At 65.1% G+C, this 23,879-nt stretch carries 22 protein-coding genes and 1 pseudogene; 7 read left to right on the top strand and 16 right to left on the bottom strand.

From position 1 onward, the window contains the following. Positions 1-123: 123 nt before the first annotated feature. From K2O51_RS12220 to K2O51_RS12210, 3 genes are all read right to left on the bottom strand, one after another. Positions 124-747, bottom strand: coding sequence for a TetR/AcrR family transcriptional regulator (locus K2O51_RS12220; protein WP_011300438.1), 624 nt, complete (start codon positions 745-747; stop codon positions 124-126). A gap of 90 nt (positions 748-837) precedes the next feature. After that, positions 838-2,178, bottom strand: a complete 1,341-nt coding sequence (locus K2O51_RS12215) for an MFS transporter (RefSeq protein WP_011300439.1) — start codon at positions 2,176-2,178, stop codon at positions 838-840. Between the two features lie 194 nt (positions 2,179-2,372). After that, positions 2,373-3,140: an SDR family NAD(P)-dependent oxidoreductase gene (locus tag K2O51_RS12210; protein WP_011300440.1), complete on the bottom strand. Its 768-nt coding sequence runs from the start codon at positions 3,138-3,140 to the stop codon at positions 2,373-2,375. Positions 3,141-3,281: 141 nt separating this feature from the next. Between K2O51_RS12210 and K2O51_RS12205 the strand changes: the two genes are divergently transcribed. After that, entirely contained in the window at positions 3,282-3,878 is a 597-nt protein-coding gene (locus K2O51_RS12205) for a TetR/AcrR family transcriptional regulator (RefSeq protein ID WP_220630296.1), read from the top strand. Positions 3,879-4,001: 123 nt separating this feature from the next. Then, on the top strand, positions 4,002-5,312 hold the full coding sequence (locus tag K2O51_RS12200) for an MFS transporter (RefSeq protein ID WP_011300442.1): 1,311 nt from the start codon (positions 4,002-4,004) through the stop codon (positions 5,310-5,312). 10 nt (positions 5,313-5,322) lie between these two features. Here K2O51_RS12200 and K2O51_RS12195 read toward each other — a convergent pair whose 3' ends face one another. Further along, the gene (locus K2O51_RS12195) at positions 5,323-5,661 is read right to left on the bottom strand and encodes a discoidin domain-containing protein (protein ID WP_425332972.1); all 339 of its coding nucleotides are present in this window, start codon (positions 5,659-5,661) and stop codon (positions 5,323-5,325) included. Positions 5,662-5,727: 66 nt separating this feature from the next. On the opposite strand from K2O51_RS12195, the pseudogene K2O51_RS12190 reads away from it, so the two are divergent. After that, positions 5,728-5,970 (top strand): annotated as a pseudogene (locus K2O51_RS12190) (IclR family transcriptional regulator); the annotation flags it as partial. Between the two features lie 40 nt (positions 5,971-6,010). Here K2O51_RS12190 and K2O51_RS12185 read toward each other — a convergent pair. Further along, positions 6,011-6,643 carry a CDP-alcohol phosphatidyltransferase family protein gene (locus K2O51_RS12185; protein ID WP_011300444.1) on the bottom strand — a complete coding sequence of 211 codons (633 nt, stop codon included), beginning with the start codon at positions 6,641-6,643 and terminating at the stop codon, positions 6,011-6,013. An 11-nt stretch (positions 6,644-6,654) separates the two neighbouring features. Then, positions 6,655-6,945 (bottom strand): antibiotic biosynthesis monooxygenase family protein, encoded by a 291-nt coding sequence (locus tag K2O51_RS12180; protein ID WP_041680205.1) that lies wholly within the window; start codon positions 6,943-6,945, stop codon positions 6,655-6,657. 154 nt (positions 6,946-7,099) lie between these two features. Here K2O51_RS12180 and K2O51_RS12175 point away from each other — a divergent pair, with 154 nt between their 5' ends. Further along, positions 7,100-9,061 (top strand): ExeM/NucH family extracellular endonuclease, encoded by a 1,962-nt coding sequence (locus K2O51_RS12175; RefSeq protein WP_220630294.1) that lies wholly within the window; start codon positions 7,100-7,102, stop codon positions 9,059-9,061. Here the strand turns inward: K2O51_RS12175 and K2O51_RS12170 are convergent. Then, the gene (locus tag K2O51_RS12170; protein WP_011300447.1) at positions 9,037-9,627 is read right to left on the bottom strand and encodes a hypothetical protein; all 591 of its coding nucleotides are present in this window, start codon (positions 9,625-9,627) and stop codon (positions 9,037-9,039) included. The two genes, K2O51_RS12175 and K2O51_RS12170, sit on opposite strands and share 25 nt — an antisense overlap. Positions 9,628-9,968: 341 nt before the next feature. Continuing rightward, positions 9,969-10,256, bottom strand: coding sequence for a hypothetical protein (locus K2O51_RS12165; protein WP_166487080.1), 288 nt, complete (start codon positions 10,254-10,256; stop codon positions 9,969-9,971). Between the two features lie 210 nt (positions 10,257-10,466). Here K2O51_RS12165 and oxlT point away from each other — a divergent pair, with 210 nt between their 5' ends. Next, entirely contained in the window at positions 10,467-11,783 is a 1,317-nt protein-coding gene (oxlT, locus tag K2O51_RS12160) for an oxalate/formate MFS antiporter (protein ID WP_220630293.1), read from the top strand. Positions 11,784-11,849: 66 nt separating this feature from the next. On the opposite strand, the gene K2O51_RS12155 is transcribed toward oxlT, so the two are convergent. From K2O51_RS12155 to K2O51_RS12125, 7 genes are all read right to left on the bottom strand, one after another. Then, positions 11,850-12,311 carry a DUF2127 domain-containing protein gene (locus K2O51_RS12155; RefSeq protein WP_011300449.1) on the bottom strand — a complete coding sequence of 154 codons (462 nt, stop codon included), beginning with the start codon at positions 12,309-12,311 and terminating at the stop codon, positions 11,850-11,852. A gap of 81 nt (positions 12,312-12,392) precedes the next feature. Then, on the bottom strand, positions 12,393-12,827 hold the full coding sequence (locus tag K2O51_RS12150) for a hypothetical protein (RefSeq protein WP_011300450.1): 435 nt from the start codon (positions 12,825-12,827) through the stop codon (positions 12,393-12,395). 98 nt (positions 12,828-12,925) lie between these two features. Further along, entirely contained in the window at positions 12,926-13,483 is a 558-nt protein-coding gene (locus K2O51_RS12145) for an SRPBCC family protein (RefSeq protein WP_041680486.1), read from the bottom strand. A gap of 97 nt (positions 13,484-13,580) precedes the next feature. After that, entirely contained in the window at positions 13,581-15,080 is a 1,500-nt protein-coding gene (locus tag K2O51_RS12140) for an efflux transporter outer membrane subunit (RefSeq protein WP_245001811.1), read from the bottom strand. An 11-nt stretch (positions 15,081-15,091) separates the two neighbouring features. Continuing rightward, positions 15,092-18,283: an efflux RND transporter permease subunit gene (locus K2O51_RS12135; RefSeq protein WP_011300453.1), complete on the bottom strand. Its 3,192-nt coding sequence runs from the start codon at positions 18,281-18,283 to the stop codon at positions 15,092-15,094. A gap of 117 nt (positions 18,284-18,400) precedes the next feature. Next, entirely contained in the window at positions 18,401-19,633 is a 1,233-nt protein-coding gene (locus K2O51_RS12130; RefSeq protein WP_011300454.1) for an efflux RND transporter periplasmic adaptor subunit, read from the bottom strand. A 188-nt stretch (positions 19,634-19,821) separates the two neighbouring features. After that, positions 19,822-20,751: an alpha/beta hydrolase gene (locus K2O51_RS12125; protein WP_140949482.1), complete on the bottom strand. Its 930-nt coding sequence runs from the start codon at positions 20,749-20,751 to the stop codon at positions 19,822-19,824. A gap of 329 nt (positions 20,752-21,080) precedes the next feature. Here K2O51_RS12125 and K2O51_RS12120 point away from each other — a divergent pair, with 329 nt between their 5' ends. Both K2O51_RS12120 and K2O51_RS12115 read left to right on the top strand, forming a co-directional pair. Beyond that, the gene (locus K2O51_RS12120) at positions 21,081-22,022 is read left to right on the top strand and encodes a LysR family transcriptional regulator (RefSeq protein WP_011300456.1); all 942 of its coding nucleotides are present in this window, start codon (positions 21,081-21,083) and stop codon (positions 22,020-22,022) included. A gap of 93 nt (positions 22,023-22,115) precedes the next feature. Continuing rightward, positions 22,116-22,658, top strand: coding sequence for a superoxide dismutase family protein (locus tag K2O51_RS12115; RefSeq protein WP_140949481.1), 543 nt, complete (start codon positions 22,116-22,118; stop codon positions 22,656-22,658). A 126-nt stretch (positions 22,659-22,784) separates the two neighbouring features. Here the strand turns inward: K2O51_RS12115 and K2O51_RS12110 are convergent, their stop codons facing one another. After that, positions 22,785-23,777, bottom strand: coding sequence for a LysR family transcriptional regulator (locus K2O51_RS12110; protein ID WP_140949480.1), 993 nt, complete (start codon positions 23,775-23,777; stop codon positions 22,785-22,787). Between the last annotated feature and the right edge of the window lie 102 nt (positions 23,778-23,879).

Below are 23,879 nucleotides of genomic sequence, written 5' to 3'. Positions count from 1 at the left end.
CGGGAAACGACACACGTGGGTGTCGGCAAAACGGGGGCGTAAAGGCGCCCCCTCCGCAGGCCGGGGGCGTGCGGAAACAGAAGCAGCGAACGGATCGGGACGATGCAGCCGGTGCTGCGGGGATCAGCCGGTGCCAGCTGTGGCAGGGGCAAGCGGTAACGGCGGCAGGCCCAGTGATGCGAGCGCAGGCCGTACGACGCTTTCGAGCAGTTGCGGGTCCGGTGCCGTGCGCGCCAGTACGCGCACACCGAGAACCAGGGCCAGCAGTTGAGACGAGTTGTCTTCAACAGGCCCCGCAGCAGGGATTTCGCCGGAAGCTTGTGCGGCAACGAGTCTGTCGTGGAAGAAGTTGCGCATGCGCTCGAACTCCTCCGACACCTTCTGCCGCAACGCCGGCTCCTGCGGCGTGACTTCCAGCGCCGTGTTCACCAGCAGGCAGCCGCGGTGCTCAGGGTCCGCGAGCGAGCGTGCGATGCTTTCCGCAAAGAATGCACTGATGGCCGCTGCCGGCGAAGGCAGCTTGCTCAGGCGCGCAATCCTTTCGCGGAGGTTGTGGTCCAGGTAGAAATCCAGCGCCTGCAGGAACAGTGAGCGCTTGTCGCCGAACGCGTTGTAGAGGCTGGGCTGGGTCATGCCCATGGCGCTGGTGAGGTCGCGCGTGGACGTGGCCTCGTAACCGCGTGCCCAGAAGGCGTCCTGGGCAGCGGTCAGCGCAGTCTGTTCGTCGAATTTACGGGGTCTGGCCATGACGGATGCCGTTTTGTATCAATCGATATGAAACATTATATATCGATCGATACAAAACGCAAGCGACTCAGCTTTCGGCCGACCGTGCGGTCAGTGCTTCACTTCTGGCATCACCAGCCGCAGGCCGCTGGCAATGGCCGCAACGCCGGCAAAACCGGCGCCCAGCGCAAGGGCCAGACCGGGGCCATGGTCGCCAGCGAGGCCAAAGCTCAGCGCGACAAGCGCCGCGCCCGTGGCCTGGCCCAGCAGCCGCGCGGTGGCAATCACGCCGCTCGCACCGCCGCTACGCTCGCGTGGCGCACTGGCCATCAGCGCCTTCAGGTTGGGTGACTGGAAAAAGCCGAAGCCCGCACCACAGATGCACATGCGGATGCCGATCTCCAGCGTACTCGGGTTGGCCGGCATCAGCGCCAGCGACGCCATGCCGACGCTCATCACAGCCAGCCCGACGCCACCGAGCAGGCCCGGCGGATAGCGATCGGACAGGCGCCCCGCGATCGGCGCCATCAGTGCGACCACAACCGACCATGGCGTCAGCAGGAAGCCGGTTTCCACCTGGCCTCGCCCGAGCACATGCTGGAAATAGAACGGCAGTGAAACGAAGGCGAGGCCTTGCGCGGCAAACGAGCAGATCGCGGTCAGCGTCGACAGCGCGAACATCGGACGGCGGAACAGGTCCAAGGGCAGCATCGGCGCCGGGTGGCCGCGCTCGCGCCACAGCAGCAGGCCGAAGGCGACGACGAAGACGGCCGCGGCCGCCAGCGACTCTTCCAGCGGCGCGCGCTGTGCCCCCTCGCCGAGTGCGAAGATCAGCGCGGCGAAAGCCACCACGTTCAGCAGCGCCGCCACGCGATCAAAGCCATGCTGGCTGCGCGGCGTCTGCGGCAGCGCGCCGCGCGCGATGCCGAGCGCGAGCAGGCCAATCGGCAAGTTCACGGCAAATAGCCACGGCCACGAGCCGAAGGACAGGATCACCGACGCCACGGTCGGTCCCAGTGCGAACGAGACCCCTACCACCAATGCATTGAGCCCTACCCCGCGGCCGAGCCGTTGGATCGGGAAGATCGCGCTGATCAGCGCCGTATTGACGCTCATGATGGCGCTCGCGCCGATGCCCTGCAGCACCCGCGCCGCCGCCAGCGACGGCAGCGACCACGCCAGCGCGCAGACTACGGAAGCCGCGATGAACAGCGTTACCCCGCCGATATAGATGCGCCGGTGACCAAGAATGCCGCCCAGCGCCGCGAACGGCAGCAAGGTCGCCACCATCGCGAGCTGGTAGGCATTGATCACCCACACCGACGCCGCCGGCGTGGCGCGCAGATCCACAGCGATCGAAGGCAGAGCGGTGTTGGCGATCGCCGTGTCCAGCGTGGCCAAGGCCACGGCGATCATGATGGCGGCCATGCCGCGGCGCTCGCGCGCAGTCATGGCGTGGGCGACAGCGGCGGACGCTGGCTGGGAAGCGGCTTGGATCGGGGCGGGACTGGACACGGCGCGAGACTCTTTGCGGCCGGTTCATCGCCCGGCACGGTTCAACCGAGACAATACGGCAAATCTCTTCAACGCGCTGAAGACGGCTTCATATGTATGCACATTTGAAGCCATCCGAACAACGTGACGCGTCAGGCTACGGACAGCCCGCCGTCCACGCTGATGCTCTGCCCGTTGATGAAACGTCCGGCAGGCGAGGCCAGCAACACTGCAAGCCCGGCCACGTCATTTGCCTCGCCGATGCGCCGCATCGGGATGCGCGAAGCCAGTTGCGCCTCGCGTGCGGGATCGCCCCACAGGGCTTCACGCGAGAATTCCGTTCGGACCGGACCCGGATTGATGGCATTCACGTTCACGCCGTTCGCGCCGAGCTCCAGGGCAAGGCTGCGCACGGCCTGGTCGACCGCACCCTTGGTGATGCTGTACATGCCGAGGAATGCCGAGCCACGCTTGGCAGCGATGCTCGACATGAATGTGATCGAACCGTCGCCGCGCGACACCATCTGCGGTGCCAGCGCATTGACCAGCTGCAGGTTGCCGCGCACATTGCCGGCCATCGCCGCATCGAACACTTCAGGGCCCTGCGAGAGCAAAGAACCCGCGGCGCCATCGGCCGCAGCGTTCAACACCAGGGCGTCCACCCTGCCAAAGGCCGCCAGCCCCTGTTCCGCAAATGCGTGCACGCTGGCCAGGTCGGCGATATCGCAGGCGATACCCACGGCGCGAATACCGTCGCTCTCCAGTTGCGCGGCGACCGTACGGGCGACGTCGCCATTGCGTCCGGAAACGATGACGCTGGCCCCGGCGCTGCCCAGCGCACGCGCCATTTCAAAGCCCATGCCCATGGTCGAGCCGGTCACGACGGCCACGCGGCCGGAAAGATCAAAAAGGTTCTGCATTACAGGGACTCCTGTCGGTTGGGGTGAAGTGCGAGGTCAAATGAATGGGGATGACCTCTTAAATTACGATCAACATCTATTGAACAAATTATGACCATCATCTAAAATTCGTCAAGCACCAATTTTCGAAGGAGTCTTCACATGGCACGCGCATCACGGGAACAAGCCGACAAGAACCGGGAAGCGATCGAACAGGCGTCGTCGCGCCTGTTCCGCGAACGCGGGCTCAATGGCGTCAGCGTGGCCGAACTGATGGCAGGCGCCGGGCTCACCCACGGGGGCTTCTACGGGCATTTCGCGTCCAAGGACGCGCTGGCGGCGCAGGCATGCAGACGCGCGTTCGAGGAATCGACGGTCCGTTGGGAACGCCGGCTCGACCGCGCTTCGGGGGATCCGCAAGCGATGCTTGCGAACCTCGTCGCGCCCTATCTGACGCCTGAGCATTGCGCGAATCCGGGACAAGGATGCGCGGCCGCCTCGCTGGCCAGCGACGTGGCACGCGAGCCGGCCGACAAGCCAGTGCGGCTCGCTTACCTGGAAGGCTTCAAGGCACTGGTCGGGGATATGGAAGCGACCGTTGCGAGTGACAGCGCGGAGACGCGCCACAAGGAAGCGTTGATTCGCATGGCCATGCTCGTGGGCGCGATCACGCTCGCCCGGGCCGTCGAAGGCGACACAATCTCCGACACCATCCTGGACGCAGTCCGTGAGCGGCTGCTCGGGACGTCATCCGGCTGACCCATTAATCGATCTGCCGCTCCGGCAGCTCCATCACGCACTCTGTCCTCCGCACCCATACCGGCACGCGGATGGCCCGACTCACCTTTCACGCTTGCAAAGCGCCCCCTGAGAAAGAGACCCATGTTCTCCCAAGCGATTTCCAGCCGGCTCGACCGGCGCGGCATCCACTACGCGTGGATCGTCGCGGCCATCACGTTCCTCGTCATGCTGACGACCTCGGCCGCGCTCGGCCTGCCTGGCGCCTTCCTCAAGCCGCTGACCCTGGAAATGGGATGGAACACGGACCAGATCTCATCGATCCTGGCGTTCCGTTTCGCGCTGTTCGGACTGATGGCCCCGTTCTCGGCCATCCTGATGGAGCGCTTCGGCGTGCGTAACGTCGTGTGCGCAGCGCTGGCCCTGATTGCGGGCGGCATGGCGCTGGCCACGGTCGCCACGGAACTGTGGCAACTGTTCCTGGCCTGGGGCCTGATGCTCGGCATCGGTTCCGGCATGACGGCGCTGGTGCTCGCCGCTGTGGTCGCCAACCGCTGGTTCAGCGCGCGCCGCGGGCTGGTCATCGGCCTGCTTACCGCGAGTTCGGCCACCGGCCAGCTTGCTTTCCTGCCGGCGGCGGCCTGGCTGATCGAACACATGGGCTGGCGCGTCGCGGTGCTTCCGGTGCTGGCCGCGTGTGCGGTGCTGGCCGTACTGGTGTTAGGGTTCATGCGCAACCGCCCCAGCGACGTCGGCCTGGCGGCGTTCGGCGAAGTCCCCGCTGCGGTTCCGCTTACCCCATCCGCACCGCCCGCCCCGCTCACGCTGCGCGGCCCGTTCGTCGTGCTGCGCGATGCCATGCGCAACCAGACGTTCTGGGTGCTGGCCGGCACGTTCTTTATCTGTGGCCTGTCCACGAACGGCCTGATCCAGACCCACTTCATCTCGCTATGCGGAGACTTCGGCATGGGGCCCGTGCCAGCCGCCTCGGCACTCGCGATGATGGGCGCATTCGACTTCGTCGGCACCATCCTGTCAGGCTGGCTGTCGGACCGTTATGACAGCCGCAAGCTGCTGTTCTGGTACTACGGACTGCGCGGCTTGTCGCTGTTCTGGCTGCCGCACTCGACCTTCACGCTGTATGGCCTGTCGATCTTCGCCATGTTCTACGGCCTCGACTGGATTGCCACGGTGCCGCCCACCGTCAAGCTCGCGGGCACCGCGTTCGGCCGCGACCGCGCGCCGATGGTATTCGGCTGGATCTTTGCCGCTCACCAGGTTGGCGCCGCCACGGCGGCCTTCGGCGCGGGCCTGAGCCGCACGCTGCTGCTGACCTATACGCCGGCGCTGTATGCCGCCGGCGCGGCTTGCCTGGTGGCAGCGCTGCTGGCGCTGGCGGTCAGGCGCAATGCCCTGCCCGGCCACGCAACACCGGCGCAGGCCGCAAAGGCCTGAGCCAGCGACATCATCGGTTGCCCGTCGAAACCGCCAGGAACGTGTAGAGGCTCGGCGGCCGCTGGTCGCGCGACACTACGCGGATTCGCAACGCCGACGCCGTGACCGGACCGGCCAGCGAGACATAGCGGCTCGCGCCAATGTCCGAACCGCTGGCCACCGCCTGCCACTGGCCGTTCACCTGTGCCTCCAGCATATAGCTGCCGGTACGGGAGTCCGACTCTGTCGGGTCGAGGTACTCGGCGAGCTGCACCAGGCGGATCGTCGCAGGCGCCGCGAACACTTGCGTCAGCGTGGCGGTGGGCGCTTCCGATGCCCACCGCGTTGCCGGATCGCCGTCAGTCGCCATCTCCGGGCCATAGCCCGGATCGCGCGTCCACGACGAGGTGGCCGTCGTTGTCGCGCCCCTCGAAACATCCACGAGCTTGGCTACAAGCAGCGCGAAAGCCTGCAGTCGTTCGGCGTGGTCGATATCAGTTGCCCGATCCTCGATCCGCAGGGACATGCGCTCGCGGTGCTGACCTCGCCGTATATCCGCCGCATTGACCGCCATGCAGGGCCGTCGCTGGACGAAGCGCGCGAATTGCTGATCGAGGCGGCACGCTCGCTGTCGCTCAATGCAAAGTTGGAAATGGACCAGCCGGAGCAACCGGAGTAGGCAGATGAAGGCGCCGGCCCGCATGCGGGACCGGCTTCGATCAGAACTTGGGAATACGCAGTGTCTTGCTGACCATCAGCGAGCCCGATAGCGCGAACAGCAGCACCAGCGGATGAAGGTCGGCGGGGCCAATCGTCCAGACGCCGCCGGGCAGCGCCGCGCCAGTGCGCTCTTGCGCGGCACACCAGGCCAGCACACCGGTCAACAGCACACTCGTCGGAATCGGCGTGCCTTCGAAATACTTGACCTTGTCGCTGCCGGCCGACAGCGTTTCCGCCGTGACATTGAAGCGCGCAAGCCGGCTGACGCCGCAGCAGACGAAAAAGATCAACACGGCCAGGTCCCAGCCCCCGCGCATGCCCGCGGCAAAGGCCAGCGCGGCAGGCCCGACTCCGAATGAAATGATGTCAGCCAGCGAATCGAGTTCGCGCCCCATCGCCGAATGCTGGTGGCGCCAGCGCGCGATACGCCCATCCAGCACGTCAAAGATGAACGCCAGCGGCGCGAGCGCTGCCGCCGTGAAGAAATGCGCCGGTGTCGGCGTGCCCACGTAGAACATGGCGAAGAACACCGACCCCATGCCGCACGCCGCATTGCCGAGCGTGAACACATCGGCGAGCTGCAGCTCGCGCAGCATGGAGAAATGGCGGGGCCGCTCCTGAGGCGCCGACATAAGCGTTGCGCTCAGAGAACCTTGGACACGTGGCCGACCTGCGGCGGGGCCGCAAAGCTGTCGCTGACCAGTTCGCGCCATTGCTGGAATTCCGGAGATTCGCGGAAATGCACCATATGGTCTTCGACCGTTTCCCACTCGACCACCAGCGTGTATTGCTGCGGCTGCTCGACGGAGCGGAACAGCTGCACGCCATGGCAGCCGCGCGAACGCAGGAACAGCGGCTTGGCCTTGCTCACGCCCTGTTCGAACTGGCTTTCGCTGCCGGGCTTGACGGTGATTTGCGCGATTTCCTTGATCATGATGTCCCTGTATCTGGTTGGGGTGGCTGCCGGCGCGTGCCGGCCGAATGACATTACCTTAGCACGTTAATGCGCAAGGGTCGTGTGGCCGCAACCCTTTCGTCACTGCGGCCCCTTAGCATCGCGGCTTTCCATGATCCTCAGATGAACCGCCATGTCATTCATGCTGCCGAACCCCCTGCTGTCCGGACTGTTGCTCGCCGCAAGCACGACCCTCGCCGTTGCGGCCACCGCGCCGTGCGGATCACCGTCCACGCTGATCGCCGATGTACAAGGCGCATCGACCACTTCGCCGCTGGCCGGCAGGACAGTCGAGATCGAAGCCGTTGTCACCGCCGACTTCAGCGGGCCCGACGGCTTCATGGGTTTCTTCGCCCAGCAGGAAGATGCGCGCCGGCAGCACCGGCCGGGCGTTTCCGAAGGCTTGTTTGTCTACGCGCCGCGCCACACCGCGCGCGCCGGCGATCTGATGCGCTTGCCCGGCACCGTGGAAGAACGCTACGGCCAGACCCAGCTCGCCTTGTCTGGCATGCCGGTCCTCTGTGCAACGGGCCGAACCGTCACGCCAGCCAGCATGACGATGCCATTTGCCGACGAAGCCGCACTGGCCGCGCGCGAAGGCATGCTCGTCAGCCTGCCCCAAACCCTCACCGTCAACGACACCCATGAACTCGGCCGCTACGGCAGCCTTCTGCTCGGACATGGCAGGCTGCGTATTCCCACGGCAGTCGCCGCACCGGGCCGGGATGCCGCGCAGCTTGCCGCCGCCAACGCGCTGAACCGGCTGGTGCTCGACGACGGGTCGAGCCAGCAAACTCCTGAGGTCGTGCCCTACCCCGCGCCCGCGCTGAGCACGGCAAACCCGGTGCGCGCCGGTGACACCGTCAGTGGCGTGCGCGGCGTGCTGGAAAAGCGCTACGGCACATGGCGGCTGCAGCCTGTGCCCGGCGATGCGCCACCGCGCTTTACTGCAACGAATCCGCGCCATGCGGCGCCTGCCAGGACCGGCGGTACCGACGTACGCGTGGCGGCGTTCAACGTGCTCAACTACTTCAACGGCAACGGCCAGGGCGGCGGCTTCAATGCGCCCGACAACCGTGGCGCCCGCAACACCGCCGAGTTCGATCGGCAGGAAGCCAAGTTGCTCGCGGCGCTGCACGCGCTCGATGCCGACGTGATCGGCCTGATGGAAGTGGAGAACAACGGCTATGGTCCGCACAGTGCCGTGCAGCGACTCGCGGCACTGATGGGGCCCGGCTGGCGCGCGGTCGATCCCGGCACGCCCAGGCTTGGGACTGACGCCATTGCCGTCGCACTGCTCTATAACCAGCGTGCCGTGAAGCCGGTAGGCATGCCCGCCACCACAGTGCTCGATATGCGCAACCGGCAGCCGCTCGCACAGACGTTCCAGCTGATCGGCAACCTGTCGCAAACGTTCACCGTCGTGGTCAACCACCTGAAATCCAAGGGTTGCGCGGACGCTGACGGAACTGACCGCGACCAGGGCGACGGACAAGGATGCTGGAACGCGACCCGGTCGCGTGCAGCGCGGGCGCTGGCCGACTGGCTTGGCACGTCGCCGACCGGCGTCGCGAATGCCGGCAAGCTCGTGATCGGCGACCTGAACAGCTATGCCAGCGAAGATCCGCTTACGGTGCTCGCGCGCGAAGGCTACGAAGACATTGTGGCACGGTTCGCCGGGCGCGATGCCTACACCTACGTCTTCGACGGCCGGGCCGGTTACCTCGACTATGCGCTCGCCGATGCTGCGCTCGTCCCGCGCATTCGCGCCGTCAGCATCTGGCATGTCAATGCCGACGAGCCGGTCGCTTTTGCCTACGCGCAGGCGTATCGCAACGCTGCCCAGCAGGAACGCTACTACGCGCCGGATGCGTGGCGCGCCTCCGACCACGACCCCGTGCTCGTGGATTTGTCGTGGCGAGAGGCGGCTCCGGACGCTGGCCGCCTTGATGCCAGCCCCAGGAACGGCATCGGCGCGGCCGAGCCGGATGGTGGCGGCGGCAGCGTCGGACTCGCCGCGCTGCTGGGGATCATGCTGGCCGCATGCGCAACGCTGGCCGCCCCCGCGCGTCAGACGCGCCAGTCGTTCCGGTAAGGATCGAAGCTGCGGCTGGGCGTACCGGACACACCGCGCGTGTCCATGCCCGCGATGGTCCGCCCACCGTCGGTGAATGGATCGGCCTGGCGCACGCGCCCGCCATCCGTGTACGGATCGACGCTGCGGGCCGGCGACGCTGACACACCTGAAGTGTCCATTCCCGCGAGGGTACGTCCGCCATCGGTGAACGGATCCACTTGCCGCGTGCGGCCGCCGTCGCTGTACGGATCAACACTGCGGGCCGGCGACGCCGATACGCCTGAAGTGTCCATTCCGGCGAGGGTACGTCCACCATCGGTGAACAGGTCCACTTGCCGCGTGCGCGTGCCGTCGCTGTACGGATCAAAACTGCGGGCCGGTGACGCCGACACGCCTGAAGTGTCCATCCCGGCGAGGATCAGCGCGCCATCGGTGAACAGGTCGATCTGCCGGGTGCGAGCGCCGTCGCTATAGGGATCAGGCGTGCGCACTGCAGTGTTGCCGGCAGCCTGAACGGAACCGATCGAAAGCGTCGCGGCAGCTACAGCGGCGGTCAGCAGGGTCTTGGCGATGGTCGTGGGCATGGCAGTCTCCAGGCGGGGTGAATGTCCCTGTTGGTCGGCTGGCCTCGCCCGGCATTACATCAATCTGGATTTTTTTTACTCGATGATCTGCAACGGCCAGAGGTGTTGCTTGCGTGACTTGTCGCGCCTGTACCGGTCCGTTCACCTTGCTGTCGCCGAAGCCCCACGATCCGGGATGCCGCGCCGGTGGTAGCCCAATCGAATGACAGCCCGTGACAAATACCTCGGAGAAAACCCTAATACAATTGCGCAATTCGATAATCCAATAATTCACGACGTCCATCACCAGACTAATTCAAGCCAGTGCAATACGTGTTGCCGCACTGTGGTGGAGTCGCGCATCACGCCTCAAGCCCGCAAGCCTTGCCTGCGGGCTTTTTTTTTGCGCGGCAATAATCATTCGCTGTCCGCGTTAATGCCTTCTTCCATTTGATATTTTCATAAATACATTCAACTATGCCTATGATTGTTTCTTTTCCTTGACTTACTTGATATATCACATACTGTGTATCCGAATGCGTGCCACAAAGCGGCTTCGCACGGGATAAACATGACAGCTTTGTAATATTGGCAGGCAGCACATCTCCCGAGGAGGAATCGCCAGGGCATTTACCAAATATTTCTTTCATCGTCAGATGAGTCGATCTGACAAATCCATTTTTTTGCCATTTCTGCTACCGGCATATACCGGAGAGCCGGGTAATCCTGCGCCTCGAAAAAATCAGGGAATCCCAGACTTAATAAGCAATGGAACAGGAGACATGAAAAATGAGAGCGACCTCACGAGAACCAGGCATTCACGCCGTCGGATTGCACCGATCCAATTCACGGAGCGCACAATGACTCATCCATCGGCAGCCCTCCCTTCGCAGCAAACTCCGGAAAACACGCGCTGGATCCAGCTGATTGTCGGCGTTGTCTGCATGATTGCCACAGCGAACATCCAGTACGCGTGGACGCTGTTCGTGCCCGAGATCCAGGAAACCTATGGCTGGTCCCGGGCCAGCATCCAGATCGCCTTTACGGTATTCGTGCTGGTCCAGACCTGGCTCGCACCGATCGAAGGCTATTTCATCGACAAGTTCGGGCCGCGCATGATGGTCGCGTTCGGCGCGGTGTTCATCGGCGCCGCGTGGATCATCAACTCGCAGGCCACCACGCTGATGGGCTTCTACGTCGGCGCGGCGGTCGGCGGTCTTGGCGTGGGTTCGATCTACGCGACCTGCATCAACAACGCGCTCAAGTGGTTCCCCGACCGGCGCGGCCTGGCCGTAGGCCTGACTGCGGGCGGCTATGGCGCGGGCTCGGCAGCCACCATCCTGCCGATCGCCGCTATGATCGAGTCGTCGGGCTTCCAGCACACCTTCCTGTTCTTCGGCGTCCTGCAGGGCTCCCTGGCGTTCGTCGCTGCGTGGTTCCTGCGCTCGCCGAAGGCCAATGAGGTCCGGGCTTCCCAGAAGCTCGTGCAGGCAACGCGCGACTACACGCTCAAGGAAGCGATGAGCACGAAGCTGTTCTGGCTGATGCTGGTGATGTTCGTGCTGGTCGTGACCGGCGGCATGATGGCCGTTGCGCAGCTCGGCGTCATTGCGAAGGACCTTGGCGTGAAGGAGTTCCAGGTCGACCTGCACTTCTTCGTGATGGCCGCGCTGCCGCTCGCGCTGATGCTCGACCGCATCATGAACGGCATCTCGCGCCCACTGTTCGGCTGGATCTCGGACAACATCGGCCGCGAGAAAACCATGGTCATCGCGTTCTCGCTCGAAGGCCTCGGCATCATCGCGCTCGGCTACTTCGGCAGCAATCCGTATGCGTTCCTGATCCTGTCCGGCGTGGTGTTCCTGGCCTGGGGCGAGGTGTATTCGCTGTTCTCGGCGCTGGCGGGCGATGCCTTCGGCACGAAGCACATCGGCAAGATCTACGGCGTGCTTTATACGGCGAAGGGTATCGGCGCGCTATTTGTCCCGATTGGTAACCTGCTGATGGAGGCGACCGGCACGTGGTCGACGGTTCTCTACACAGTCGCCGCCATGGATCTTAGCGCCGCATTCCTCGCGATGATGGTCCTGCGCCCCGTGCTGGCATCGCATGTAGCAACTGCCCGGAGCCTTCACTCTAAGGAAACCGCGGCAGCCGGCGCTCGGGTTCCCGCCTGACGCTGGCGCGAAGTACAAGCGGGCTTCGTCGGAAGCCCGCTTGCTTTTGGGAATGGCGCAGCGAGCTCAGGTTTTGACTTCGTGGCGCGCCAGACTTTTGACGAGGTACAGCACTACCAGCAGGTTCGCCGCCGCCAGGCCCGCATGCATCCAGCTAGGGTGCGCCAGCGCCTCATAGAGTTCGATCGGCAGGTAAATGCCGCCTGACCACACGCCAAGCCAGTTGCCCCAGGCCAGCCGATGCCAAAGCCCCCAGGCCTCCGCAAACCGCATCAGCGCATAAACGGCTGCGGAGCCGCCAATGGCCCACAAGCGGGCATCGCTCGGGTTCGAGAGCAGCGACAGGAAGATGGTGGGATAGCGGCTGGCCGGATTGATATGGAGCCGCATGATGATCGATTCGGCCAGCGCCTGCGCGTCCCGGTGCAGCAGGGCCACGAGCCCGAGCCCCGCAACGATGACCAGCGCGCCTTTGGCGGCTTCGAACAGCGCAATGCTCCTGAGGCCAACTAAGGCCGGTTTTGCCATGGCGAAGCTCCGGGGTTGTGATGCAAGGCCCATATTGTGCAATACAGGCTGCCCGGGTTCCACCTCTTGTCAGCGATGACGTCAGCGCCCGTAATAGCGCTCGCGCATGGGCCCGTCCGCGTCGATGCCGCCACTCGCTTCCAGCGGCCCGTCAACGGTGAGTGGGCCATCTACCAGCAGATCGCCGTTGACGACCATCGTGCCATGTACGGTAACTGGCCCATCGAAGACCTTGTAGTACCCGCCCGCGTAAGGCAGGCCACGGGCTGCGGCGGGCCCAGTGAAGTACGCGGCCGTCAACGGCCCGCGCGCATGGACGCGTCCGGCGACCACGAGGGGGCCGTGCACGACCACCGGCCCTCGCACATGCGCGGAGCCGCCAACGGTCATCGACCCGGTTTCTTGAGGCTGAGCGTGCAAGGGAATGGATGCGCACAGGGCCAGTGCGGCCAGCAACGCCGACGCCATGCCACCGTGCGGGCACTTCATGCGAGTCAAAGGAAGCATAGTACTCATGACAGGTGTCCGTGGGGCGGACGCTCGTTCAGTAGTGATATTTCCAACTTAGTGGGGATGCAACGGCCGCGCAAGCGACGCGCTGGCGCAGCACCCGGTCAGCGCCGGGCTTCCAGCGTGGCCTTGAGGCGCCTGACCGCTTCGGCCGACTCCGCCTCGATGCGGGGACGGAGCACCACGCGGTTCAGCAGCAGGAACAACAGCGTGGGCGACTGATAGCTGAAATCGCGCTCGAAGCGCGTGCTTTCCTCGGTGGGCGTCAACGAGGGCGTCAGCGCCGGGGTCAGCGTGTACGCCACGGTGCCGGCCTTGCGGCCTTCGATCTCGCCTTCGATCGTCCATGCGCGCGGGGGATCGCGCTTCGTCACGGTCCAGATGACCACGCCGCTGCGCCCGGCTACGACGAAAGTCTCGGTCACACGCTCGCCGGGCAGCAAAGAGTGATCCGTAGCCCCCTTCACCCCCAGCGATGACGGATGCCAGGCAGGCCAGTTGCCGGGCGTGGATACATAGTCGAACACCACAGCCGGCGGGCGCGCGATGACCGCTTCATTGTGGATGCGGGTGGTATCGGTCCACGGTAACGGCACGAACAATGCCGCAACGCTCACGGCCACGGCGATGAATATCCAGAACAGCGTCTTGTGTCGGTGCATGGCAGGTGCCGCGCGCATTCGGGAGCGGCGCAATGCATTCAGTGTAGTGATCCGATTGCATCGCGCCACCCCTGCGGCACTTGCCGGGCGCCCGATATTACTGCGCGGGTGCCGACGCGGACGCCACCGACTCCGGCACCGGCCCCCAGCCGCCGCCGAGACTGCGCACCAGCGCCACGGTCGCCGCCGCGCGCAGCCCGGCCACCGCATTGGCATCGCGCTGCGATTGCAGCACGGTCCGGTCGGCATCGATCACCGTCAGGTAATCGACGGCGCCCGCGTCATAGCGGCTGCGCGAGGTACGCTGGGCGCGCCGGGCACCCGCCAGCGCGCTGTCGAGTGCCGTGGCCTGCTGGCTGAGCCAACGTACATCGGCAAGGCTGTCCTCGACCTCGCGGAACGCCACGAGTACGGTCTGCCGGTAGCGCGCCACGCTCTCTTCATGCGCAGCGCGGGCGCCGGCAAGGTTCGAGCTGTTGCGGCCGCCGTCGAATACGGTCTGCGCCACCGTCGACCCCAGCAACGGGCCAAGCATCCATGTGCGCGACGACCACTTGAACAGGTTTGACAGGTCCGCCGACTCGAAGCCGAACAGCGCCGTGAGCGAAATGCGCGGGAAAAACGCTGCCTTCGCCACACCGATCCGCGCATTGGCGGCTGCCATCTGCCGCTCCGCTGCCGTGATGTCAGGGCGGCGTTCGAGCAGTTCCGACGACAAGCCTGCCGGCACCGCCACAGGTGCCGTGTCGAACGGCTTCGCGGCGAGCCCGAACTGCGACGGCGACACGCCGGTCAGCACCGCCAGCGCATGTTCCTGGTTGGCGCGGCGACGCTCGATACCGGCCAGGTCGGCTCGCGCGGTGCCGAGTTCGGCTTCGGCGCGGGCGGGGTCCAGATCCGTCGTTTCGCCTGCTTCATAGCGCTTGCGCAGCAAGTTCAGCGCATCTTCACGCAGCTTGATCGTCGCGTTGAGCAGATTACGTTCGCTGTCCAGCGTGCGCAGCGCAAAGTACGCCTGCGCCGTGTCGGCTTGCAGCGCGAGCTGCACCGAACGGTACAGGTCTTCGGCGCCCTGCTCGTCGGCGCGGGCCGCGTTCACGCTGCTGGCCACACGGCCGAACAGGTCAAGCTCGTAGCTGGCAAAGGCCCGCGCCTTGAGCACCGTCTGCGGCGCCACGCGCGTGCCATCCGGCAAACCCTGCGAAGCGGCCGACGGCTGCGAACGCGTCGGATCGAGTCCGACGCTCAGCTGCGGATACAGGTCCGCTTCCGTCGCGCCGGTGAATGCCCGCGCCTGCTTCAGGCGCGCCGCAGCGGCAGCGAGATCCTGGTTGTAGCTGTTGGCCGCGTCGATCAGCCGGTCCAGCTCGGCGTCGCCAAAGATCTTCCACCAGTCGCCGCGATGCTGGCCTTCGGCCGGCGCGGCGGTCTTCCACTGCGCGCCTTCGGCGGCCGCGGCGTCGGCCTCCTTGAAGGTCGCGGCGGTGGGCGTTTCCGGCACCTTGTAGGTCGGCGCCAACGAGCAACCGGCGAGCACCAGCGCGGCGGCCAATGTCGCAAGCCTGGGCAGGTACTGCTTCATCATGTTGTTGTTCATGTCGTTCACCATCATTCTGCCGACGGCACGGCGTGCGATGCCGAAGCACCGGCCGCCGCCGCTTCCCGGCGCTGCTTGCGCGTAGCCAGCAAACGCAGCGCCACATAGAACACCGGCGTCAGGAACAAGCCGAAGAAAGTCACCCCGAGCATCCCCGCAAACACCGCCACGCCCATCGCATGGCGCATCTCCGAGCCGGCGCCAGTCGACACCACCAGCGGCACCACACCCATGATGAACGCGAACGAGGTCATCAAAATCGGGCGCAGACGCAGGCGGCTTGCTTCGATCGCGGCCTGCACCACCGTGCGGCCGTGATGCTCCAGTTCCCGTGCGAACTCCACGATCAGGATCGCGTTCTTCGCGGACAACCCGACGAGCACGATGAAGCCGATCTGCGTGAAGATGTTGTTGTCCCCACGCGTCAACCACACGCCCGTCATGGCGGCCAGCAGGCTCATCGGCACGATCAGGATCACGGCCAGCGGCAGCGTCAGGCTTTCATACTGCGCGGCCAGCACCAGGAACACGAGCAGCACGCACAGCGGGAAGATCCACACGCCCGCATTGCCGGCCAGGATGTCCTGGTAGGTCAGCTCGGTCCACTCGAAGCCGATGCCCTTCGGCAGCGTCTCGGCGGCGATCCGCTCAGCTGCAGCCTGTGCCTGGCCAGACGAGAAGCCCGGCGCCGGACCGCCGTTCATATCGGCAGCGGTGAAGCCGTTGTAGCGGCTCACGCTGTCCGGACCAAAGCTCTGCTTGACCTTCACCAGCGACGACAACGGCACCATTTCGCCGCTGGCGCTGCGTGCCTTGAGTTGCAGGATGTCCTCGGCATGCTGCCGGAACTGCGCATCCGCCTGCACCTTGACCTGGTATGTGCGGCCGAACTTGTTGAAGTCGTTCACGTAGGCCGAGCCAAGATACGTCTGCAGCGTCTCGAACACATCGGTCACGGGCACGCCAAGCTGCTTGGCCTTGGTACGGTCGAGCTGCACGTCGAGCTGCGGCACATTGACCTGGTAGTTGCTGAAGATCCCGGCCAGCTCTGGCGTGGCGCGTGCCTTCGCCATGAACGCGTTGGTCGCGTCGAACAGCGCGTCATAGCCGAGTGCGGAGCGGTCCTCGATCATCATCTTGAACCCGCCGATCGTGCCCAGGCCCTGTACTGGCGGCGGCGGGAATACCGCGATGAATGCATCCTGGATCGACCCATACTGCTTGTTCAGGTCCGCTGCGATCGCACCGCCGGACAATTCCTTGCCCTTGCGCTTCTCGAACGGATCGAGCGTGACGAACACGATGCCGGCGCTCGGGCTGTTGGTGAAGCCGTTGATCGACAGGCCCGGGAATGCCACGGCCGATTCCACGCCCGGATGCTTGAGCGCGATCTCGGACATGCGGCGGATCACGTCTTCGGTGCGATCGAGCGTCGCACCATCGGGCAGCTTGGCGAAGCTCACCAGATACTGCTTGTCCTGCGCCGGGACGAAGCCCTTCGGCACCATCTGGAAAATGCCCCACGTAGCCAGCAGCATCACGGCATAGACGCCGAACACCGAGCCCTTGCGGCGAATCACACCCTTCACGCCGCGACCATACTTGTCCGAACTCCGGCCGAAGAAGCGGTTGAAGCGCGCGAAGAAGCCGCCCAATACCTTGTCCATGCCGCGCGTGAGCCAGTCCTTGGGCGCGTCGTGACCACGGAGCAGCAGCGCCGACAGCGCAGGTGACAGCGTCAGCGAGTTGAAGGCCGAGATGATCGTCGAGATCGAGATCGTCAGTGCAAACTGCTTGTAGAACTGGCCGGTCAGGCCGGTCATGAATGCCAGCGGCACGAACACGGCGATCAGCGTCAGCGCGATCGCAATGATCGGGCCGCTGACTTCGCGCATGGCCTTGTAGGTCGCTTCCTTCGGCGACAGCCCTTCCTCGATGTTCCGCTCGACGTTCTCGACCACCACGATCGCATCGTCCACGACGATACCGATCGCCAGGACCAGCCCGAACAGGCTCAGCGCGTTGATCGAGAAGCCGAACGCGTGCATCAGGCCAAACGTACCGACGATCGACACCGGCACTGCGAGCAGCGGAATGATCGACGCGCGCCACGTCTGCAGGAACAGGATCACCACGAGCACCACGAGCGCGATGGCCTCGAACAGCGTGTGGACCACCGCCTCGATGCTGTGGCGCACGAATTGCGTCGGGTCATAGACGATGCTGTAGTCCACGCCTTCCGGCATGTTCTGCTTCAGTTCCTCCATGGTCTTGCGCACATCGTTCGAGATCTGGATCGCGTTCGAACCAGGCGCCTGGAAGATCGGGATCGCGACCGCGGACTTGTTGTCCAGGAGTGAGCGCAGCGCGTATTCCGACGCACCGAGTTCAATGCGCGCGATGTCCTTCAGGTACGTGACCGCGCCGTCCGAAGACGTCTTGACGATGATGTCGCCAAACTCTTCCACGGTCTGCAGGCGGCCCTGCGCGTTCACTGACAACTGCAGGTCAGTGCCAGGCAGCGTCGGCGACTGGCCGATCACGCCGGCCGCCACCTGCACGTTCTGCTCGCGGATGGCCTTGACCACGTCCGATGCCGACAGGTTGCGCTCGGCGATCTTCTCCGGGTTCAGCCACACACGCATCGAGTAGTCGCCCGAGCCGAACATCTGCACCTGGCCCACGCCCTGGATACGCGCGAGGCGGTCCTTCACGTTGATCAGCGCGTAGTTGCGCAGGTATGTCATGTCATAGCGATCGTTCGGCGAGACCAGGTGAACCACCATGGTCAGGTCGGGCGAGCTCTTGACGGTCGTGATACCCAGGCGCCGCACGTCCTCAGGCAAGCGCGGCTCGGCCTGCGACACGCGGTTCTGCACGAGCTGCTGGGCCTTGTCGGGGTCGGTGCCCAATTTGAAGGTTACCGTCAGCGTGAGCGAGCCGTCGCTGTTGGCCTGCGAGTTCATGTAGAGCATGTCCTCGACGCCGTTGATCTGCTCTTCCAGCGGCGTGGCCACGGTTTCCGCGATCACTTTCGGGTTGGCGCCCGGGAACTGCGCGCGCACGACGACGGATGGCGGCACGACTTCCGGGTATTCGGAAATCGGCAGCTTGAACATCGAGATGGCACCGATCAGGAAGATCAGCACCGACAACACGCCCGCGAAGATCGGGCGGTCAATAAAGAATTTCGAGAGATTCATCTTGGTTCTCGGCCTGTTTCGGCATGCAAGCCCCCCTGGCGGCCCGCCGTGGCGGGCGCCATGCACATGCGGGGAAGCAAAGCGCCTGACTGTCTGTGTTGGGGCTTGTCTGCCTGCTTAGCTGACGGGCTTGCCTTCGGCCTCGGCGGCCGCCTGCTTGCGGTCAGGCGCGTTGGGGCGTGGCTCCAGTTCGCTGCGGAACGCCATCGAGACGGGCTTCGGTGCCACCGTATCGCCGGGGCGCACACGCTGCAGGCCGTTCACGACGATGCTCTCGCCGGGCTTCAAACCCTTGCGGATCACGCGCAGCCCTTCAAAGGTCGGCCCGAGGTCGACTTCGCGATAGGTCAGCTTGTTGGCCTTATCGACCACGAGCACGAACTTCTTGCCCTGGTCAGTGCCGATCGCGCGGTCGTTGATCAGCACGGCGTCGTGCGGCGAACCGCCCCCAAGCTTGACCTTCGCATACAGGCCCGGCAACAGGCGGCCATCCTCGTTGTCGAACACCGCGCGCACGCGGATGGTGCCGCTGCGCGTATCGAGCCGGTTGTCGATCGAGTGGATCTTGCCCTCGTGCGGATTGCCGTCCTCGTTAGCCAGGCCCAGGAACACCGGCAGGCCGTTCTTGCCGCCGCCGGCACCGGGCGCGGTATAGCGCAGGTAGCTCTGCTCGTCGACATCGAAACTTGCATACACCGGTGAGACCGACACCACCGACGTCAGCGGCGGCGATGCGGCGCCCGCTGCGACAAGGTTGCCTACCGTGATTTCCGCACGCGATACCTTGCCCGATACCGGCGCAACGATGCGCGTATAGCTCAGGTTCAGCTTCGCCACCTCTAGCGCCGCCTGCGCGCCGCGCACGTCGGCGGACAGTTCGCTGGCGGCGTTGATGCGCTCGTCAAATTCGCGCTTCGAGATGGCGTTGTCGTCCAGCAGGCGCTGGGCGCGCGCCTTCTCGGTCTGCGCGTGCGAGGCGCGCACCTGAGCCGCGGCCAGCGCTGCCTCGGCGCGCGCCACTTCAGCCGCGTACGGACGCGGATCGATCGTGAACAGCGGATCGCCCTTCTTCACGATCGAGCCTTCGCGGAAATGCACCGTTTCAATCGTGCCGGAAACGCGCGGGCGGATTTCCACGCGGTCCACGGCTTCGATACGGCCCGAGAACTCGTCCCATTCGGTAATGGTCTTGCCGACCACGTTTGCCACTTCAATAGTCGGAGCCGGCGGCGGCGTGTTGGCATGCGCCTCGCCGCCATGCCATGGCTGCAGCATGGAGGTGGCAACGCCGGCGCCGAGGACGACCACGATGGCAATCGCGATCAACGTGCGTCGATTCAGGGTACTCATTTCTCTTCACTCCTGTTGCGGGTTTTCTTCAACTGGAAAAGCAAAAGGCTGCGAAAGCACGAACGCCGCCGGCCGGGCCGCGGAATGCGGTCCGGAGCTTGTCGGACAGATCAGCAAGTCTGTTTGCCGGATGCCGCGCAGTCCGTCTCGGCGGCATCAGTACCGGCTGGCGTGTTACCCGGAATGCCTCAGCCGGCAGGCTTCATTCCGGACCGGCTTTCGCGCCGGGATGAGGTGTCGTCGGCCACGGCCAGACATCGCCGCAGGAACCGCGCACCTTCGTCTACCCACGACTGACAGTCGTCGTGGGTGTCTTCTACGCCGTCGCCACAGGCGCCAGGCATGATCATGGCCTCGGCCGGCACACCGGCCTTGGCAAGGCGCCCCGCGAAGGCTTCGCCTTCGGCGCGCAGCGCATCGACTTCCGCCACCTGCACCAGCGTGGGTGGCAGCCCTGCCAGCCGCGAGGCCAGCGCCGGCGCGGCATACGGATGCACGCTGGCGGCCGGCGTCGGCAGATAGTCGCGATAATTGCAGGCGAGCCGCTGCAGGGTTTCCAGCGGTACCGCGCCACGGCCCGCGCCGGTGCACGACGCATGCTGCAGGCACGGGTCCGTTACCGGGCGGATCAGCCATTGCCCGCTCGGTTGCGGGGCGCAACGGTCGCGCAGCATCTGCGACAGCGCGATCGCCAGGTTGCCGCCCGCCTCTTCGCCAACCAGCGCAAAGCGTGCCTTGTCCACCTTCAGGCGGCGCGCGTAGCGCAGCACCCATTCCACGGTGTTGTACGCATCCTCCGGCGCGGCTGGAAACGGATGGTCCGGCGCCAGCGAATAAGCTGGCGTCACCACCACCGCCGGAACCGAGGCCGCCAGCATCTGCACGACCTCCTTGGCCCGTTCCAGTCCGCCGTCCACGAAACCACCCGCGTGCAGGTACACCAACCACGGCAGCAGCGCACCACTTTCAGTGGCCGGTGCTGGATATCCGGGCGGATAGCACACGCATACCGATATCTCGCGCTCGCCGCTTGCCACGCTGAATTCCGCGACGCGCGCCTGCTCGTTGCCGGTGGCCGGCGGCGCGGCGGGGGGGCGATGGCTGGGCGACTGGGACATGGGCACCTTGGCGGGCGTGCGGAAATGCGCTGCCACGCCTATCATGTGTTGCGATGCAACGGATTATGGTGATTGACGCCGATGGGATAAAGCGAGAGATTGCCAACGCACTGTTCCGCGATTGGAATAATCGGCCCGCTGAGACCCCACGCATGACAAGGTCTTGGAAAATGTGATTCACTCCCGCTCTCCCGGCTGCGCGGCTATGTCAGCCGCCGGCGTGCAGCCCCGGACCCGGGAAGCCAGCACCACCCCCGCAGCCACTCCATACATTCGCGCAGGTCGCCCCGCTCGGCGAGCCGTCAGGAAACATTCGTCGGAAGCTCATCATGGATCGTCTCGTCTCAATGCAGGCCTTTACCCGAGTGGTCGACATGGGCAGCTTCGCGCGTGCCGCCGACTCTCTCGACCTGCCCAAGGCCACCCTCACCCGTTTGATCCAGAACCTGGAGACGCACCTGGGCGTCAAGCTGCTGCACCGGACCACCCGGCGCATCAGCGTGACCAGCGACGGTGCCGCCTACTACGAGCGGTGCGTGCGCATCCTGGCCGATGTGGAGGAAGCCGAGCAATCGCTGACGCGCCACAACAACTCGCCCAAGGGCACGCTGTCGGTGGACACCACCGCCGGGCTGGCCCGCATCGCGCTGATCCCGCATCTGCACGACTTCTTCGCGGCCTACCCGGAACTGAAGCTGGACCTGACCATCAACGGCAAGCCGATCGACCTGCTGCAGGAAGGCGTCGACGTAGTGTTGCGTGTAGGGGCGGTGGACGAATCCATGGTGGCGCGGCGCATCGGCCAGCTCAAACTGGCGTTCTTCGCGTCGCCGATCTACCTGAATCGTTTTGGCACGCCGCATGAGTTGGCGGACCTTGCCCAGCACAAGGCCGTCAATCACCTGTCCAACCGCACCGGGCGCGAATGGCCATGGCAGTTCACGCGCGGGAACGAGAGCACCGAGATCCTGCTTCCATCCGCCATTTCCACGAACGATGGGGATGTCTACCTGGAATGCACGCTCGCGGGCCACGGGCTGGCCTGCCTGTCGCGCGTGATGGCCGAACCGTACGTGGCCAGCGGCCGGCTGGTCGAAGTCATGTCTGACTGGCAGAGCGAGGAGCTGCCGATTTCCGCCATGTATCCGCAGAATCGCCACCTGTCCGCCAAGGTTCGCGTATTCGTCAACTGGGTCGCGGACATTTTTGGCCGGCACCCGCACTTCGGTGCCGCACCGCAGCAAGGTGGGGTAACGCAGCTGGCCGCGTAGGCGCGCCTGTTATTCGCCGCTCAATCCGCGCCACCGGGTAAGCGTCGCATCCTATACTGTTTCTTCCGCAATAAGGTGAATGGGAGGGTTCCGATGAAACGCACACTTTTCGGCCTGGCGGCCACGGCAGCGGTAGCGATGACCCTGGCGGGCTGTGCCGGCTCGGGGACAAACGGGGGCGGCGGCGGTGCCAAGGCCACCGCGACCCTCTCGCCGAAGAGCGGCACTAATACGGGCGGCACGGTCACGTTCACGCAGCAGGCCGGCGGCGTAATGATGGTGGCATCGGTCACCGGCCTGCCGCCCAATACCACGCACGGCTTCCACGTGCACGAAAAGGGTGACTGCTCGGCGCCCGACGCCATGAGCGCCGGCGGTCATTTCAACCCATCCAGCAAGCCGCATGGGCAGATGAGCATGCCTGACCACCACGCCGGCGACATGAACAATCTCACGGCCGACGCCAATGGCAATGCGCGCGCCAGTATCCTGATGCCTGACCTCAGTGTGGGCGCCGGACCGAACAGCGTTATCGGCCGCGCGGTGATCGTGCATAAGGATCCGGACGACTACAAGACACAGCCGACCGGCAACGCGGGCGGCCGGATTGCGTGTGGGGTCGTTGCGGCGTCGTAGTGAAGGCGCGTCCGTTCAGTACCCCCCCGAAGACCGCATGCACGCGCTGGCGCAGGTAGTCCCCGGCACTGACCGGCAGATACCTGCGCGCCTCGCCCTTCGATCATCGCCGTGGCTTGGGGAACGCTACCGCGAACTGGCGCCCCGCTTAGCCGTTGCGCCTTTCTTGCGGGCCGGCACGGGCATGGCATCGCCCGACACATCGGTATCCGGATATCGGTCGAACGTCTGCTTCACCAGCTGCCGCAGCCAGACGATAGCCGGATCGTGGTGAAAGCGCGGATGCCAGTACTGGCTCAACGCATACGGCGGCAACACCACGGGAGGCTTCACCACGCGCACGATGCCGTAGCGGCCGAAGACGTTCGCGAGTTCCTGGGGCACAGTCGCGATGAGTTCGGGTTGCTGCTCCATCAGCAGCGGGATCGAGAGGAAGTGTGGCGTATGCAGGTAGATGTTGCGCCTGAGCCCATGGCTTTCGAATGCCGCGTCGTACGACGGGCTCGTACGGCCCGCGAGACTCACTGTGACGTGCGGCATCGACTCGAACTGCTCGATCGTCAGCGCGTCGCGCACCTGCCTGTTCTTCGTGCTCACGATGGTAACGAAGCCATGCATGAACAACTGCTGCCGGAACAGCGACTCCGGCGCCGTCTGCACCGAGCCTAGCAGCAGGTCGGCATCGCCCGATGCCAGCAGCCCTTCGATCTGCGGCACCGGCACCTGCAGCGTTCGCAGCTTGCAGTGAGGCGCCACCACGCGCAGCCGTTTCATCAGCGGTGGCAGGAACACCAGCTCGCCCATGTCGGTCATGCACAGCGTGAACGTGCGCTGCATCGTGGCGGGATCGAAGCTCGCCTGCGGCAGCACGCGCGTGCGCATGGCCGTCATGACGTCGAGTACGGTTTCGGACAGCGCTTCCGCCTTGATGGTGGGTGTCATGCCAGCGGCGGTCTTGACGAACAACGGATCGTCGAAGAACTCGCGCAGGCGGTTCAGCGCGTGGCTCATCGCGCTCTGCGTAAGCCCCAGCTGCGCCGCGGCGCGCGTCACGCTGCGCTCGCGCAGCATCGCGTCGAACACCGTCAGCAGGTTGTAGTCGAATGCGTCAGTATGCATGACATACATTCCTTCTATGATCAGCATGTGATTGACGCATATTGGCGCGCTGCCTAACCTCCTGTCAACACGCCTCGCAGAGGGCGTTCCACACACAGGAGA

The organism is Cupriavidus pinatubonensis (assembly GCF_019602855.1).
Classification (GTDB): Bacteria; Pseudomonadota; Gammaproteobacteria; order Burkholderiales; family Burkholderiaceae; genus Cupriavidus; species Cupriavidus pinatubonensis.
The sequence above is the reverse complement of the archived record's forward strand: the minus strand, read 5'-3'. Positions and strand labels throughout refer to the sequence as shown.

Bases quoted from the DNA above. Each gene is read 5' to 3' on its own strand.
- K2O51_RS12220 (WP_011300438.1), bottom strand. From the start codon at position 747: ATGGCCAGACCCCGTAAATTCGACGAACAGACTGCGCTGACCGCTGCC.
- K2O51_RS12215 (WP_011300439.1), bottom strand. From the start codon at position 2,178: ATGACTGCGCGCGAGCGCCGCGGCATGGCCGCCATCATGATCGCCGTG.
- K2O51_RS12210 (WP_011300440.1), bottom strand. From the start codon at position 3,140: ATGCAGAACCTTTTTGATCTTTCCGGCCGCGTGGCCGTCGTGACCGGC.
- K2O51_RS12205 (WP_220630296.1), top strand. From the start codon at position 3,282: ATGGCACGCGCATCACGGGAACAAGCCGACAAGAACCGGGAAGCGATC.
- K2O51_RS12200 (WP_011300442.1), top strand. From the start codon at position 4,002: ATGTTCTCCCAAGCGATTTCCAGCCGGCTCGACCGGCGCGGCATCCAC.
- K2O51_RS12195 (WP_425332972.1), bottom strand. From the start codon at position 5,661: ATGGCGACTGACGGCGATCCGGCAACGCGGTGGGCATCGGAAGCGCCC.
- K2O51_RS12185 (WP_011300444.1), bottom strand. From the start codon at position 6,643: ATGTCGGCGCCTCAGGAGCGGCCCCGCCATTTCTCCATGCTGCGCGAG.
- K2O51_RS12180 (WP_041680205.1), bottom strand. From the start codon at position 6,945: ATGATCAAGGAAATCGCGCAAATCACCGTCAAGCCCGGCAGCGAAAGC.
- K2O51_RS12175 (WP_220630294.1), top strand. From the start codon at position 7,100: ATGTCATTCATGCTGCCGAACCCCCTGCTGTCCGGACTGTTGCTCGCC.
- K2O51_RS12170 (WP_011300447.1), bottom strand. From the start codon at position 9,627: ATGCCCACGACCATCGCCAAGACCCTGCTGACCGCCGCTGTAGCTGCC.
- K2O51_RS12165 (WP_166487080.1), bottom strand. From the start codon at position 10,256: ATGAAAGAAATATTTGGTAAATGCCCTGGCGATTCCTCCTCGGGAGAT.
- oxlT (WP_220630293.1), top strand. From the start codon at position 10,467: ATGACTCATCCATCGGCAGCCCTCCCTTCGCAGCAAACTCCGGAAAAC.
- K2O51_RS12155 (WP_011300449.1), bottom strand. From the start codon at position 12,311: ATGGCAAAACCGGCCTTAGTTGGCCTCAGGAGCATTGCGCTGTTCGAA.
- K2O51_RS12150 (WP_011300450.1), bottom strand. From the start codon at position 12,827: ATGAGTACTATGCTTCCTTTGACTCGCATGAAGTGCCCGCACGGTGGC.
- K2O51_RS12145 (WP_041680486.1), bottom strand. From the start codon at position 13,483: ATGCACCGACACAAGACGCTGTTCTGGATATTCATCGCCGTGGCCGTG.
- K2O51_RS12140 (WP_245001811.1), bottom strand. From the start codon at position 15,080: ATGAACAACAACATGATGAAGCAGTACCTGCCCAGGCTTGCGACATTG.
- K2O51_RS12135 (WP_011300453.1), bottom strand. From the start codon at position 18,283: ATGAATCTCTCGAAATTCTTTATTGACCGCCCGATCTTCGCGGGCGTG.
- K2O51_RS12130 (WP_011300454.1), bottom strand. From the start codon at position 19,633: ATGAGTACCCTGAATCGACGCACGTTGATCGCGATTGCCATCGTGGTC.
- K2O51_RS12125 (WP_140949482.1), bottom strand. From the start codon at position 20,751: ATGTCCCAGTCGCCCAGCCATCGCCCCCCCGCCGCGCCGCCGGCCACC.
- K2O51_RS12120 (WP_011300456.1), top strand. From the start codon at position 21,081: ATGGATCGTCTCGTCTCAATGCAGGCCTTTACCCGAGTGGTCGACATG.
- K2O51_RS12115 (WP_140949481.1), top strand. From the start codon at position 22,116: ATGAAACGCACACTTTTCGGCCTGGCGGCCACGGCAGCGGTAGCGATG.
- K2O51_RS12110 (WP_140949480.1), bottom strand. From the start codon at position 23,777: ATGCATACTGACGCATTCGACTACAACCTGCTGACGGTGTTCGACGCG.